The sequence below is a fragment of the Streptomyces sp. NPDC007875 genome, assembly GCF_042868035.1.
In the GTDB taxonomy this organism is placed as follows: domain Bacteria; phylum Actinomycetota; class Actinomycetes; order Streptomycetales; family Streptomycetaceae; genus Streptomyces; species Streptomyces antimycoticus.
The window spans coordinates 103,794-117,277 of the sequence record NZ_JBIADZ010000019.1 but is presented as its reverse complement, the minus strand read 5'-3'; the positions used below and the strand labels follow the sequence as shown (position 1 = coordinate 117,277).

At 70.6% G+C, this 13,484-nt stretch carries 10 protein-coding genes; 2 read left to right on the top strand and 8 right to left on the bottom strand.

Annotated elements, in window-relative coordinates; translation table 11 throughout:
- Positions 1–245: 245 nt before the first annotated feature.
- On the bottom strand, positions 246–1,397 hold the full coding sequence (locus tag ACFYOY_RS32535; RefSeq protein ID WP_351892326.1) for a hypothetical protein: 1,152 nt from the start codon (positions 1,395–1,397) through the stop codon (positions 246–248).
- 131 nt (positions 1,398–1,528) lie between these two features.
- On the opposite strand from ACFYOY_RS32535, the gene polX reads away from it, so the two are divergent.
- Both polX and ACFYOY_RS32525 read left to right on the top strand, forming a co-directional pair.
- The gene (gene polX, locus ACFYOY_RS32530) at positions 1,529–3,274 is read left to right on the top strand and encodes a DNA polymerase/3'-5' exonuclease PolX (RefSeq protein WP_351892320.1); all 1,746 of its coding nucleotides are present in this window, start codon (positions 1,529–1,531) and stop codon (positions 3,272–3,274) included.
- Entirely contained in the window at positions 3,271–4,047 is a 777-nt protein-coding gene (locus ACFYOY_RS32525) for a uracil-DNA glycosylase (protein ID WP_351892314.1), read from the top strand. Before polX ends, ACFYOY_RS32525 begins: the two co-directional genes overlap by 4 nt.
- A 121-nt stretch (positions 4,048–4,168) precedes the next feature.
- On the opposite strand, the gene ACFYOY_RS32520 is transcribed toward ACFYOY_RS32525, so the two are convergent.
- The 7 genes from ACFYOY_RS32520 to ACFYOY_RS32490 form a co-directional block, all read right to left on the bottom strand.
- A complete protein-coding gene (locus tag ACFYOY_RS32520) occupies positions 4,169–5,731 on the bottom strand; it encodes a S1 family peptidase (protein WP_388591077.1) in 1,563 nt (520 codons plus the stop codon).
- A gap of 346 nt (positions 5,732–6,077) precedes the next feature.
- A complete protein-coding gene (locus ACFYOY_RS32515; RefSeq protein ID WP_351892301.1) occupies positions 6,078–6,428 on the bottom strand; it encodes an L-rhamnose mutarotase in 351 nt (116 codons plus the stop codon).
- Positions 6,429–6,510: 82 nt separating this feature from the next.
- Positions 6,511–8,409, bottom strand: coding sequence for a discoidin domain-containing protein (locus ACFYOY_RS32510; RefSeq protein WP_351892294.1), 1,899 nt, complete (start codon positions 8,407–8,409; stop codon positions 6,511–6,513).
- Between the two features lie 407 nt (positions 8,410–8,816).
- Positions 8,817–10,181: a GH1 family beta-glucosidase gene (locus tag ACFYOY_RS32505; protein WP_351892289.1), complete on the bottom strand. Its 1,365-nt coding sequence runs from the start codon at positions 10,179–10,181 to the stop codon at positions 8,817–8,819.
- 29 nt (positions 10,182–10,210) lie between these two features.
- Positions 10,211–11,086 (bottom strand): carbohydrate ABC transporter permease, encoded by an 876-nt coding sequence (locus ACFYOY_RS32500; protein WP_351892283.1) that lies wholly within the window; start codon positions 11,084–11,086, stop codon positions 10,211–10,213.
- Complete coding sequence (locus ACFYOY_RS32495; protein ID WP_351892278.1) at positions 11,079–12,080, bottom strand: sugar ABC transporter permease; 1,002 nt, start codon at positions 12,078–12,080, stop codon at positions 11,079–11,081. The genes ACFYOY_RS32500 and ACFYOY_RS32495 overlap by 8 nt, the downstream gene beginning before the upstream one ends.
- 13 nt (positions 12,081–12,093) lie before the next feature.
- On the bottom strand, positions 12,094–13,413 hold the full coding sequence (locus ACFYOY_RS32490) for an ABC transporter substrate-binding protein (protein WP_388591073.1): 1,320 nt from the start codon (positions 13,411–13,413) through the stop codon (positions 12,094–12,096).
- Positions 13,414–13,484 lie beyond the last annotated feature (71 nt).

Sequence of the window (13,484 nt, the reverse complement as noted above, 5' to 3'; positions counted from 1 at the left end):
CGGAGCCGCGGTGATGCGCGGCGGTCACGCGCGGCACGGTGATGCGCGGCCAGCGCCCGGCACGGCCAGACCGCCAGGCGCGGAGTAGCCGGCGCGGCGCGGTCGTCACGGTCACCACGGCACGGCCGACGGGCTGTGCCCCGGCCAGGCGCAGAGCAGCCGACACGGCGCGGCCGAGCGCGGCGCGATCGTCCGTCACGGCCCGCGGAGCGCTGACGCTCCGTGCCTGGCCCCCGCGCCCTCGTTCAAGCGTGCCAGCGCAGCACCGCGCCCAGGCCCCCGGCCGGTCCCTGAAGTCCCTCGGGCACCACCAGCACCTCGGTGTCGGCCACCGCCGCGGACCGCATCAGCGCGTCGTCCGCGCGGGCGGCCTCGGGTGTTCTGACACCCATGGCACGCGCCTGGGAGCGCTGCACGGCCACCTGATCGGCGTCCGGGCCGATCCACACCTCATGACGCATATCGCCCCCCGCGGTGCCCAGCAGCAGCGTGGCCGCCTGATGGCTGCGCATGGCCGCCACGACCGCCGGCACCCCCTCCGCCGCGCCGCTGCTCGGCGGTCCGTCGCCGTCGTGCCCACCCGGGCCCGGCCCGCCGGGGCGGCCCCGCCCGGCGCGGAAGAGATCGAGGACCGACTCCAGATGGGCGCGGGCGTACTCCGCCCGGACATGGTCGATCTCCGAGTTCAGCAGCTCGGAGCATCCTGAGGCCCTGCTGCCGTGGCGCATCTCCTCCGTCGTGGCGCGCAGCGGCTCGGGCAGCCGGTCGCGTACTGCCCGGCGCTCGCGCGGATCACCGGCCAGGATCAGCAGTTCGGCATCGCCGTCCGACCACTGCCGCACCAGCTCGTCGGCCACGCGATCGGCGGTCAGCTCCCAGGTGTTCCCGACCCGGTTGCGGTAGTGCCACTCGTGGCGGTCGGCGGGCACCGACCGGTGGCCCCGGCCATGCGCTCTCCTCCCCGCGCGGCCCGCCGGGCGGCTGCCGGTGTCGTCCCGCAGCTCCAGATCGGCGCCCGCCTGGTCGACGAAGGCCACCAGACAGGCCGGCCACTCGCCACGGAACGCGGCCAGTGGCGCCACCCGCGGCAGCATCGACCAGGACGTCACCACATCGATCGGGGACGTGGCCAGCGGCAGGTCGAGCACCACCTCGCCATCCGTCGCGAACAGCGCCCGCCCCGCGGACGCCCTGGCCACCTGCTCACCTGCCAGCCGCTCGATCACCGCGTCACAGGTGGCGCGGTCGGCGCCCTGCTCGGCCAGCTGATCCGCCACGAACCGCTCCCGCAGCGTGCGCCGCCTGGGCGCGTCCTCCGTGCTGCGGGAGGTGTCCATGTACACACCCGCCCATGGACCGGGGCGATCGAACAACGGCTTCAGGAATCCAACGTCCATGACCTCCCCCAAACCCGGGGACACACACGGCAGAAACCGGCCGACCCGAATTCCGCGGATCGCCGTTTCGCTCCTGACACCAGGATCCCTCCACCTCACCGGGTTCGCCAGAGACGACTAGAATCGCTGGCATGGCTCGCTCCAACGAGGAGGTCGAAGCCCTCCTGCGCGAGTACGCCGATCTCCTCCTGATCACGGGCGGGGACGCGTACCGGGCGCGTGCGTATGAGAAGGCCGCCCGGGCGATCGGTGGCCATGCGGCCGACATCTCGCAGTTCGACGCGAAGACGCTGCGGGACATCCCCAATGTGGGCCGGTCGATCGCCGACAAGGTGGTCGAGTATCTGCGCACCGGGACCATGCCCGCCGTCGAGGAGGCGCGCGCCGCGATCCCGGCCGGGGTGCGGGAGCTGACCGCCATCCCAGCGCTGGGGCCGAAGAAGGCCATGATCCTCTACGAGGAGCTGCAGATCTCCTCGATCGACCAGCTGGCCCAGGCGATCGAGGAGCACCGGCTGCGGGATCTCAAGGGCTTCGGGCCGAAGTCGGAAGAGAACATCCTGCACGGCATCGCACTGATGCGCGCCGCGGGCGACCGCATCCCGCTCGACGAGGCCATGGACGTGGCCGATGACATCATCGCCGCCCTGTCCAAGGTGCGCGGCTGCCGGCGGTGTGCGTACGCCGGGTCGTTGCGCCGGATGAGGGAAACCGTGGGCGATGTGGACATCCTGGTCGCGGCGGAGGATTCCGGCCCGTTCATGGAGGCGTTCACCGGGCTTCCGCTCACTGCCGAGGTGATCGCACACGGCCAGAAGAAGACATCGATCCGCACCACGAAGGGGCTGCAGGTGGATCTGCGGGTCCTGCCGCTGGACTCATGGGGCGCGGGACTGCTCTATTTCACCGGCTCGAAGGCGCACAACATCCGCGTCCGCGCGATCGCGGTGCGCCATGGCCTCAAGCTCTCCGAGTACGGCCTCTTCGAGACCAAGAGCGGCAAGAGCATCGCCTCACGCAGCGAGGAGGACGTCTACGCCCGGCTGGGCATGGACTGGATCCCGCCGACGCTGCGCGAGGACCGGGGCGAGGTCAAGGCCGCCCTCGAAGGCCAACTCCCCAAGCTGGTCACGGAGTCGGACCTACGGGGCGATCTGCACACCCACACCAACCTCACCGATGGGCTGGAACCGCTGGAGGACATGATCACCAAGGCGGAGCGGCGCGGATACGCGTACTACGCCATCACCGATCACGCGCCCAAGCTGTATATGCAGCAGATGACCGAGGAGAAGATGCTGGCCCAGCGGGAGCGGGTGCGCGAACTCGACCGGGGGCGCGGACGCGGGCACACCCGGCTGCTGCACGGTGTGGAGCTCAACATCGACACCGACGGAGACGTGGACTGGCCGCCTGAGTTCCTTGAGGACTTCGACGTGTGCGTGGCCTCGGTGCACACCCAGTTCGGCCTGGACCGCAAGGCCATGACCCGGCGGCTGGTGAGGGCCTGCGAGAACCCGTACGTCCATGTCATCGGCCATCCGACGACCCGGCTGATCGGCAAACGGCCCGGTATCGACGCCGACTTGGACGAGGTGTTCGCCGCCTGCGCCCGCACCGGCACCGCGCTGGAGATCAACGCACATCCGGACCGGCTCGATCTGTCGGACGAGCACATCCTGCGGGCGAAGTCGTACGGAGTGGTGTTCGCCCTGGACAGCGACGCCCACTCGACCCGGGATCTGGACAACATGCGGTACGGGGTGGGCGTGGCGCAGCGGGGCTGGCTCACCCCGGACGACATCATCAACACCTGGCCGCTGACCCGATTGCGGCGTTTTCTGCGCAAGGACAAGGGGCAGCAGCCTTCTACATGACCACTTCCGAACCCGCGCGCTCCTACCCCGCCCGTCGGGCCCCCGACGCCGAAACCCTCGCCGAGCTGGACGGACGGCTCATCGACTGCCGTGCCTGCCCCCGGCTGGTCGAGTGGCGGGAGGAGACCGCACGCACCAAGCGCCGGGCCTACGCCGACTGGGACTACTGGGGGCGGCCGGTGCCCGGTTTCGGACCACCGGACGCCTCGGTGGCGATCGTGGGCCTCGCGCCGGCCGCTCACGGTGGAAATCGCACCGGTCGGATGTTCACCGGCGACCGCGCCGGCGACTTCCTGTACTCGGCGCTGTACGACCTGGGGCTGGCCAGCCGGCGCACCGCCACCCACCGCGGCGACGGTCTGGAGCTGCGGGGGGTCAGGATCACCTCGCCGGTGCACTGCGCCCCGCCCGCCAACCGCCCCACTCCCGGGGAGCGGGACACCTGCCGCCCGTGGCTGGCCCGGGAGCTGCGGCTGCTGCGGCCGACCGTACGGTCCGCCGTGGTGCTCGGCGCGTTCGGCTGGCAGGCCGTGATGCCCGCGCTGGAGGCGGCCGGATGGTCCGTGCCCCGGCCGCGGCCCGTGTTCGGGCACGGCGGGCGGAGCACACTGCCGGCGGCCGATGGCGGGGCGCCGCTCACGCTCTTCGGCTGCTACCACGTGAGCCAGCAGAACACCTTCACCGGACGGCTCACCCCGGCCATGCTGCGCGAGGTGCTCGGCGCCGCGGCGGAGGCGGCCGGGCTTCCGGTCTCCGGCCCGGATCCGTCCTGACCACCGCGGGATTCCGTCGGGCGGGATTCCATCAGGGGCCATCAGCGGGCGGAGGGAAGGGGAGGCCCCGGGCACTGGGGCAGGAGGGCGCCCGGGGCCTCCGATCATGGGGTGGGCCGGATCAGTTGAGACCCTGGCCCGCATCGCTGCCGGTGTCACCGGCCCCGGCGGCGGCACCTGGGTCACCGGGGCCGCTAGCGTCCCCGGCACCACCGGCGCCTTGGTCCCCGCCACCGCCCACCGCGCTCGCATCACCGGCACCGCCAGCCGCGTCGCCAGCACCACCCGCCGCGTCGCCAGCACCACCCGCCGCATCACCGGCGCCACCGGCCGCATCACCAGCGCCGCCCGCCGCGTCGCCGCCACCGGCGCCGCCGTCGCCTGCGCCGATGACCGCGCCGGTGGCTTCCAGCGCACCGGTCACCGGCTGGAAGAACGTCTCGCCGCCCTGGGTGCAGTCGCCACTGCCGCCGGACGTCAGCCCGACCGCCGCGTCCTCGGCGAACATCGCACCGCCGCTGTCACCGGGCTCGGCGCACACATCGGTCTGGATGAGGCCGTTGACGATGTCGCCGTTGCCGTAGTTCACCGTGGCGTTGAGGCCGGTGACCGTACCGTCGGTGACTCCGGTCGTGGAGCCGGAGCGCTGCACCTTCAGGCCCACGCTCGCCTCGACGGCACGCCCGATCTCCTGGGTGCTGCCGTCCTGGAGGTCGACCGTGCTGGACGCCTGGGTGGTGGCGTCGTCGTACATCACCAGTGCGAAGTCGCTCGCGGGGAACTGGGAGTCCTGCACGGTGCCCACCTGCTGGGCGCCGGCCTCGTCCGAGGTCCAGGTCTGGGATGCGTTGCCACAGTGGCCGGCGGTCAGGAAGCCCGGCGCGCCGTCGACGCTGACGTTGAAGCCGAGCGAACAGCGGGCGCCACCGCCGAAGATGGCATCGCCGCCGTCGAGCCCTCCGGCCGCGGCGTCACCGCCGCCACCGGCGTCACCAGCACCACCCGCGCCCTGCTCCCCGCCGGCGGCGCCTCCGGCACCGGCATCACCGGCCCCGCCCGCGCCCGCGTCGCCCGCACCGCCCGCGCCCGCATCATCAGCACCGCCCGCCGCACCCGCGTCACCCGCGGCGTCCCCGGCACCCGCGCCGCCGTTGTCGCCGGGCTGGGCCGCCTCCTCGCCGTCGAACTTCTTGAACTCGCCCTGGCTGCGCTTGACGCTGACCGTGCCCTCCATCTGGTCCGTGGCCTTGGTCAGCATGGCCCACTTGGCGCCGGTCACCGTCCGGTCGGCGGTCACCTGGACCTTGTTGGTGACCGGGTCGATGGACCAGGCGGTGCCGGGCACCGACGCGTCGCTGCTCAGCGTCTTGGTGGCGGCCTTCAGGTCTTCCATGCTGTTGGACACGACCTTCGCCACGGCGCCCTTGGCCCGGACGCCCTCGGCGGAGTCCTCGTCCATCACATTCATGACCAGTTGGCGGTTGGCGTTGTCGTAGTACCAGCCCGCACCGTTGTCACCGAGGTCCGCGGCGAGGCTCCTCGCGAGCTTCACCGCAACCGGGGACGAGAAGGTCTTGGCGCCCGACGTCTCGTCCGGGTTCGCATTCGCGTTGGGCAGCAGAATGGCCGCTGCTCCGAGCGCGGCGACGGCGGCTCCGGAAATGGCGAGGGTCCGCTTGTTCACACGTCGGTGGCTCAACTCACTGACCTCCAGTCGGGGATGCGCGGCAGGCGTGTGCGGAGCGCTTGCCGCGCTCCGCCACGCCCCCGCGCGGGGCCACCACGTCGTACGCGGACGCGTTCGCCCCGTTCTCACCCGTACTCAAGGTCTGATGAATGGCTGCGCCGAGCGATCCCGATGGGTAGGCTCCGCCGGTTCGGCCGGTCGTTCCCGCCTACGGAGTGTCCGGCGGACCACGCGGCGGAGCCGCATATCGATGCTGCCGGCGGAGCCGCATATCGATGCCGCAGGAAGGGGCGGGGAGGGGAACAGCCCACCGCAGGCGTCACGATCCGCCGGACACCTCCTATCAGCGGCCCTCGGCGGCCTCGGCCTGGGCGCCCAGCTCCCACACCTCGCCGAGCGCCATCCGCTCCGCCTCGGCGGGGGAACCGCCGGTGTCCTCGAAGTGGTCGACATAGGCGCCGATGAACTCCTGCCAGCGCTGGTTGGCCGGATCCTTGTCCAGCGCCGCCATCGCGGCCGCGAAGTCCTCGCAGTCCACGAGGTGGAAGAGATGGCGTCCACTGCGCCAGATCCGCCAATTGGTGATCCCGGCCCGTCGCAGCGCCTCCAGCAGGTCCTCCGGGACCGTGGCGTGCACCTGCTCATAACCGGACTCCTGGCCCTCCTTGAGAACCGAGTGCAACGCCACTCGCATGGGACGCTCCTCCTTCTTCCGCTGCCGCTTCCGTTGACGGGCGGCCACGGTGGCCGCCCGTCGACGTCCCATGATGCAGCGCTCAGCCCTTCTGTTCGACGCGCACCCAGTCCACCTCCGCCTGCACTCCCCCCGCCGCGATCCGGTCGACACTGGACTGCGGCAGGCCCCAGTAGGGGGTGGTGACCTTGTTCCACCCGGCCGGATACGCCCCGCCCAGGGCGAGGTTGAGGATGACGTACTGGTTGTGGCCGAAGACCCACTGGCCACGGGTGGATTCGAGCTTGTTGCGGGTCGTCTCCTGGACCACCCGGTCGTCGACGAGGAAGCGCATCACGGTGGGTGTCCACTCCACCGCGTAGGTGTGCCACTGGTCGGCGCGGCCGCCGCCCTCGTAGATCTGGCGGGCGCCGATGTTGCCGTCCGCCGAATAGCCGGGGCCGTGCAGGGCGGTGCTGGTCCAGTCCGCGTAGCCGATGTTCTCCATGATGTCGGTCTCACCGGAGGACGGCCAGGAGACCGACGGATCGTCCACATCGCTGCCCAGCAGCCAGAACGCGGGCCAGAACCCGTCGCCGACCGGCAGCTTCATCCGGGCGCTGACCCGCCCGTAGGTGAAGTCCATTTTGGTGTGGGTGTCAATGCGCCCGGAGGTGAAGTCGTAGGTACCGCCGCCCGCCTGGGTGCAGCCCTTGCAGTACTTCGCCCTGAGGACGAGATTGCCGTTCTCGGTGCGGATGGTGTCGGAGGAGTCGACATACGCCTGCGACTCGCCGTTGACCGAGCCCATCTCCTGGCCGGTCCGCACCACACGCCACTTGGAGCGGTCGAGGGTGGCGCCGGTGAAGTCGTCGAGGAACGTCGTCCGGTAGGCACCGGACTGCTCACCGGGGAGGGCCGGGTAGGCGGCGGAGGCACTCCCGCCGGTGCCCCAGACCTGGAACTCGTAGAGGGAGTAGCCGAACTGGGCCGTGGCTGGTGCCGGGTTGTAGAAGGAGCGGCGCTCCTTGCCGAGCATCCGCACATAGCGGCCGGTGGCGGGCTGCGACAGCTTCACGGTGTCATGGCGGCCCACCGCATCGGCGGGCGACTTGACGTCCGCGCGACGGGCGGCCACCTCGGCGGCGGAGGGCTGATACACCGTGCGCCAGGTGCGGTTGTCGTCGGACACCTGCACCTGATAGTCGACGGCGTAGGCCGCCTCCCAGTAGAGGTCGACGGTGTCGATCGTGGAGGTCGCGCCGAGGTCCACCGAGACCCAGCGGTCGGCGTTCCAGTCGCTGGACCAGCGGGTCTGGTCGTCCTTGAGGTTGGCGGGCCAGCCGCCGTCGGTGAGGAAGGCGGGTGAATTGCCCGCGTGCTGGTAGTAGTTGGAGTAGGCGGGGTGATTCAGGGCGAGGTTGGCGCGGGTCGTCGACGCCGGGGCGGGCTCTCCGCCGTAGACCTTGAACGAGTACAGCGAATAGCCGTAGGGCGTGCCACGCTCGATGCCACGCATCCGTACGTAGCGGCCGGTGACGTCCTGCGGATAGGTGTGGGCGGTGAGGGATCCTCCGGTGCCGGCGTTCTCGGTGTAGAAGGGGGTCCAGTCGGTGCCGTTCTTCGACACCTCCAGGACGTATCTCTTGCCGTAGGCGGCCTCCCAGTCCAGGACGACCCGGTCGATGCGGATGGTGGCGCCGAGGTCGACGCGTATCCATGCGTCGTTGCTGAACGGACTGGCCCAGCGGGTCGACCCGTTGCCGTCGAAGGCCAGGCCCGGCGCGGTGCCGTCGTTCTCGCTGCCGGACGCGCTGACGGCGTTGTGATTGGCGGCGTACGCGGCCGCCGCGCGGTCGGTGTCCCACGTCGCCTCGGCGGCGGCCTTGGTGGAGTGGGACGCGGGCGTGGCGAGGGCCGGGCCCGTGGACAGCAGCGCGACCGTGGCCAGGGTGGCGAGGGCGCTCAGCAGGGTGCGGTGGCGGTGGGTACGGGATGGCATGCGGCTCTCCTCGAGGAGGTCGTGGGGGTACACGTGTGGTGCCGAAGTGCGGTGGTGCTGAAGTGCCTTCGTGCCGTGTGCCGATGTGCCGTAGTGCCGATGTGCCGTAGTGCCGATGTGCTTTCCGTCGTGGCCTGCGTGCTGTGGTGCGCGTAGTGCCGTCTGTGCGGGCCCTGGAGGCGTCCGGCGGGTCTTTCCCCTCCCCGCCCCTTCCCGATACCAGGGGCTCCGCCCCTGGACCCCCGGCGTCCGGGGCAGAGCCCTGCCACGCGGCGGAGCCGTACATCGATGCCGCGGAAGGCGCGGGGAGGCGAACAGCCTCCCCGGCCGTTCCCGCTACCCGGGCTCCGCCCCTGGACCCCGGGGTCTGAGGCGAAGCCCTACCACGCGGCGGAGCCGCACATCCCCTACGCCGCGCGGCGGGCCCGGCCGCGGTGGTCGCGGATGATCTCCGCGTAGCGGTGGCCGGAGCCCTTGATGGTGCGGACCTGCGTGCCGTAGTCGACGTGGACGAGGCCGAAGCGCTTGTCGTATCCGTAGGCCCACTCGAAGTTGTCGAGCAGCGACCATGCGAAGTAGCCGGCCAGCGGGGCGCCCTTGCGGGCCGCCGAGGCGCAGGCCGCGAGATGCTGGACGAGGTAGTCCTGGCGCTCGGGGTCGTCGATGGTCCCGTCCGGGCGTACGACGTCGGGGTAGGCGCAGCCGTTCTCGGTGACGTACAGCTTGCGGGCGCCGTATTCGCCGGTCAGGCGCAGCAGGAGGGTTTCGATACCGGTGGCGTCGATCTCCCAGTCCATGCCCGTGCGGGGTACGTCCGGGCGGCGGACGGCGCGGGCGTGGGGGGCCGGGCCGGTGGGGTCGTCGGTGACGGTGGCCGGGAAGTAGTAGTTCAGGCCCAGCCAGTCCAGGGGTGCGGCGATGGTCTCCAGGTCGCCGGGGTGCTCCGGCAGTTCGACGCCGTACACCTCGCGCATGTCCGCGGGGAAGCCACGGCCGTGGACCGGGTCCAGCCACCAGCGGTTGGTGTGGCCGTCCATGCGCCGGGCGGCCGCCAGGTCCTCCGGCCGGTCGCTCGCGGCCACGACGGTGTTGAGGTTGTTGACGATGCCGATCTCGGCGCCCGGTGCGGCGGCCCGGATCGCCTGAGCGGCGAGGCCGTGGCCGAGCAGCAGATGGTACGAGGCGCGGACCGCCGCGGTCAGATCGGTGAGCCCCGGCGCCATCACACCTTCGAGGTGGCCGATCCAGGCCGAGCACAGCGGTTCGTTGAGGGTGGTCCAGTGGTGCACCCGGTCGCCGAGGCGGTCGGCCACCACCGAGGCGTAGGCGGCGAAGTGTTCCGCGGTGTCGCGCACGGGCCAGCCGCCCCGGTCCTGGAGCACCTGCGGCAGGTCCCAGTGGTAGAGGGTGACGGACGGGGTGATGCCCGCCTCCAGCAGACCGTCGATCAGCTCGTCGTAGAAGGCCAGGCCCTTGGCGTTGACCGGCCCGTCGCCGCCCGGCACCACCCGTGGCCACGCGATGGAGAGCCGGTAGGCGTTGGTGCCCAGCCGCTTCATCAGCCCGATGTCGGCGGGCCAGCGGTGGTAGTGGTCGCAGGCCACATCGCCGTGGTCGTCGCCCGCGACTCTGCCGGGGGTGTGCGAGAAGGTGTCCCAGATCGAGGGCGACCGTCCGTCCTCGGCAACGGCTCCCTCGATCTGGTAGGCCGAGGTGGCCGTGCCCCACAGGAAGTCGTGCGGGAAGGCTGTGAGGTCCAGGAGTTCGGACACGTACGTCCTTTCAGAGGTGGGAAGGCCGGTCACTTCACGGCTCCGGCGGTGAGTCCGGCGACGAGATAGCGCTGGAGGAGCAGGAAGCCCGCGACCACGGGAACACTGACGACGAGCGAGGCGGCCATGACCTGGTTCCAGTACACCTCGGTCTGGGTGGCGTACCCCTGGAGGCCGACGGCGAGGGTGCGGGTGGTGTCGTTGGTCATCACGGACGCGAAGAGCACCTCGCCCCAGGCGGTCATGAACGCGTAGACGGCGACGGCGACGATGCCGGGGATCGCGGCCGGGACGACGACCCGGAACAGCGCGCCGAGCGGTCCGCAGCCGTCCACCAGCGCCGCCTCGTCCAGATCGCGCGGCACCGAGTCGAAGTACCCGATGAGCATCCAGATCGAGAACGGCAGCGAGAAGGTGAGATAGGTGAGGATGAGGCCGCCGCGGGAGCCGAAGAGGGCGATGCCGGTGGCGTTGCCGATGTTGACGTAGATGAGGAACAGCGGCAGCAGGAAGAGGATCCCGGGGAACATCTGGGTGGACAGCACGGTGACCGTGAACACCCGCTTGCCCCGGAAGCGGTACCGGCTGACCGCGTACGCGGCGAAGACGGCGATCACCACCGAGCAGACGGTCGCGGCGCCCGCCACGATGACCGAGTTCACGAAGTAGTCGGCGAGCGGGACCGTCGACCAGATGTCGATGTAGGGGCGGATGGTCAGCCCGCTCGGCAGCCAGCGGAACGTCCCGGAGACGTCCTGCAGTGGCTTCAGGGAGCTGGAGACCATGACGTACACCGGCAGCAGGACGAAGCCGGTGAGCAGGGTGAGGAAGATCCGGCGGGCCCAGAGGAAGGACCGGGGGGCGGCCATCGGTGAGCGGGGCGGCGCCGGGGCGGTGCTAGACATCGGCCGTCTTCCTTCGTCGGGAGGTCAGCAGGAGGTACAGGCCCGTCACCACGAGCAGGAAGAGCAGCAGCAGAACGGACATGGCGGAGCCGGTGCCGAAGTTCCAGGTGGCGAATGTCGTCTGGTAGACGTGGATCGAGATGAGGTCCGCTGCCTCCGGCGCTGCCTTGCCGAACAGCACGTAGGGGGTGTTGAAGTCGTTGAACGTCCACAGGAACAGCACCAGCACCAGCACCTGGTTGACCGGGCGCAGCGAGGGCAGGGTGATGCGGCGGATCTGCTGCCACATCCCGGCGCCATCGAGGGCGGCCGCCTCGTAGAGTTCCTTGGGGATGTTCTGCAGACCGGCCATGACGACGAGGAACGCGAACGGCCAGCCCTTCCACACCGACACGGTCAGCAGCGCGATGAAGCTGTTGTCGCCGATCAGCCAGAACGAGGGCTTGTCGGTGAGGCCCAGCTGGTCGTGGAGGACGTGGTTCACCAGGCCGTTGTCGTGCTGGAACATGAAGGCCCAGGTGATGACGGCCGTGTAGACGGGCAGCGCGTACGGGACCAGGAACAGGGTGCGCAGCAGCCCCCGGCCGCGGAAGGTGTCCTGCAGGAAGATGGCGGCGGCGGTGCCCAGCAGCCAGCACAGCCCGACCGACAGCACGGTGAAGCCGCAGGTGACCCAGAACGAGTGGAGCAGCGCCTCCCCGGCCGGGGCATTGATGTCCACCGAGATCTTGTAGTTGTCCAATCCGGACCAGGGCGCGGCGCCCCAGTCCCGGATGGAGAACCGGGTGAGCGCCTTGAAGCTCATCAGGATGCCGATCACCATCGGCACCAGATGGACCAGGAGCTCGAGTACGAGGGCGGGCAGGAGCAGCAGGTACGGCAGTCCGATGCGGCGGATCCGCCCGGGGCGGCGCGGGCCTCGCGCCGCCCCGGGGGTGCTCCCCGCCGACTCCGTCCGCCCGTCTGCCTTGGCGGTAGCGGTCGTGGTGGTCATGAGGTGTCCGCACTCACTTCGCCGGCATCTGCTGCTGGGCCTTCTCCAGCTTGGCCTTCACCGACTCGGTGGTCACCGGGCGTCCGCCGGCGGCGTCCGCGAGCAGTTCCTTGACGGCCGTGCCGACGGAGGTCTCGAACTGCGACTCGTCGGCCACCTGCGGCAGCGCCGCGGCGCTCTTGGCGAGGGTGTCCCGCAGGGCGGCCGTCGCCTTGGTGTTGAAGGCGGGGTCGGACTGGGCGGCCTTGACCGGCGGGATGGAGCCGTACGCCTTGTTGAGGATCTTCTGCTCGGCGTCGCTGGTCATGAACTTCACGAACTTCAGGGCACCGTCGTGGTTGTCGGTGTTCTTGAAGACGGCCAGGTTGATGCCGGCGACCATCGAGTTGACGGCGGTGCCGGGGCCGGGGGTGCCGGAGCGGACGGGCGCCGGGGCCACGCCCCACTCGTCGTCCTTCATGCCCAGTGAGGCGAGGGTGGCGGAGGCGGTCTGCCACAGGACCATCGCCGTCTTCCCCTTGGCGAAGTCGCTGAGGGACTGGTTCTGCGCGTACTCGGCGTTGCCCGGGGCGATGATCTTGTCCTTGGCCATCAGGTCGACGTACTGCTTGATGGCGGTGACCGCGCCCTCGGAGGTGAAGTCGGGCTTGCCGTCGGCGGTGAAGAAGTCCGCGCCGTGCTGCTTGGCGAAGACGAAGACCTGGTGGATGTTCTCCGAGAGGTTCGCGCCCTCGGCGCCGAGGCCCCACTTGCCGTCCTTGGAGAGCTTCTTGCCGTCGGCGACCAGCTCGTCCCAGGTGGCGGGCGGTTTGGAGATGCCCGCGGCGGCGAACATCTTCTTGTTGTAGTAGAGCGCGTACGCCATCGAGTACAGCGGCACCGCGGCCGGGTCCTCACCCCGCGCACCGGTCGAGCCGAGGGCAGAGGCCACGAAGCGGTCCTTGCCGCCGATGCTGCCGAAGTTCTTGGTGTCCCACGGCAGCAGCGCCCCGGACGCCTGCAGCGAGGCGCTCCAGGTGTTGCCGATGTTCAGGACGTCGGGGCCCTGGCCGGAGGTGGTCGCGGTGAGGATCCGGTTGAGCAGCTCGGACCAGGGAATGACCTCCAGCTTCACTCTGATCCCGGTCTGCTTCTCGAACTTGTCGAGTTCGGGCTTCAGGACCTTCTTGTCCACCGTGATGCTGGCGCCCTGGTTGGAAGCCCAGTACGTGAGCGTCTTCGGCGAGTCGTTGGAGCCGCCGCCGTCCGTCGAGGAACCACCTCCGCACGCCGAGGCGGCAAGGGCGAGTGACAAGGTGACGGCGCCTATGGCCGCGGCTCGGATCCTGCGCATGGCTCCAGGTGTCCCTTCCGGGAGTGGTGAATGCCAAGAAGGGCCCGGGCACGCCAACCGCGTTCAACTCC